Below are 1,085 nucleotides of genomic sequence, written 5' to 3' on the forward strand. Positions count from 1 at the left end.
CCGTGTTGGGGCGCCCGGGGGGGGCCGGGGGGGCCTCGGGCCGCCTTGCGCGGCGTCGGGTGGCCCCACGGGACCGGGCGGACCACTTGGCCCCCGCGGAGGGCGAAGATGCGGGATCATCTGTGCCATGACGGAGGTGTCCTCGCTCACAGGACGGCTGCTCGTGGCCGCACCCGCCCTGGCGGACCCGAATTTCGACCGTGCGGTGGTGCTGCTCCTCGACCACGACGAGGAGGGCTCGCTGGGTGTGGTCCTGAACCGCCCGACCCCGGTCGGCGTCGGGGACATCCTGGCGTCCTGGGCCGGCCTGACCGGCGAGCCGGACGTGGTCTTCCAGGGCGGCCCGGTGTCGCTCGACTCGGCGCTGGGCGTGGCGGTGATCCCCGGGGACGAGGGGCCCTCCCCGGCCCCCATCGGCTGGCGCCGGGTGCACGGGGCGATCTGCCTGGTGGATCTGGACGCCCCGCCGGAGCTGCTGGCGGCGGCGCTCGGCTCGCTGCGGATCTTCGCCGGATACGCGGGCTGGGGGCCCGGTCAGCTGGAGGCGGAGCTGACGGACGGCGCCTGGTACGTGGTCGAGTCGGAGCCCGGCGACGTCTCGTCGCCGCGCCCGGAAAACCTCTGGCGCGCGGTTCTGCGGCGGCAGCGCAGCGAACTGGCGATGATCGCGACGTATCCGGACGACCCTTCGCTGAACTGATGCGCGGAGCTTTCAGTACGCTTGGCAGTTATGAGCACTCTTGAGCCCGAGCGCGGGGCAGGTACGGGGACCCTCGTAGAGCCGACGCCACAGGTGTCGAACGGCGACGGTGACCACGAGCGCTACGCCCATTACGTCCAGAAGGACAAGATCATGGCGAGCGCCCTGGAGGGCACTCCCGTGGTGGCGCTCTGCGGCAAGGTCTGGGTCCCGGGGCGCGACCCCAAGAAGTATCCGGTCTGTCCCATGTGCAAGGAGATCTACGAGTCCATGGGCGCCGGCGGCGACAAGGACAAGGGCAAGGGCGGCAAGGACAGCGGCAAGAAGTAGCCCACCCGGCCTTTTATCCCTTTTTCGGACCCTGACCCCGGCCTCCGGGGCGCGC

At 71.5% G+C, this 1,085-nt stretch carries 2 protein-coding genes; both read left to right on the plus strand.

Translation table 11 applies throughout. The annotated features are described in order from the left end of the window. The first annotated feature begins 127 nt into the window (after positions 1-127). Positions 128-700 carry a YqgE/AlgH family protein gene (locus tag ACFWFI_RS42755; RefSeq protein ID WP_387401390.1) on the plus strand — a complete coding sequence of 191 codons (573 nt, stop codon included), beginning with the start codon at positions 128-130 and terminating at the stop codon, positions 698-700. 30 nt (positions 701-730) lie between these two features. Beyond that, complete coding sequence (locus tag ACFWFI_RS42760) at positions 731-1,030, plus strand: DUF3039 domain-containing protein (RefSeq protein ID WP_014155978.1); 300 nt, start codon at positions 731-733, stop codon at positions 1,028-1,030. The last annotated feature ends 55 nt before the right edge of the window (positions 1,031-1,085 follow it).

The organism is Streptomyces sp. NPDC060209 (genome assembly GCF_042728155.1).
Classification (GTDB): Bacteria; Actinomycetota; Actinomycetes; order Streptomycetales; family Streptomycetaceae; genus Streptomyces.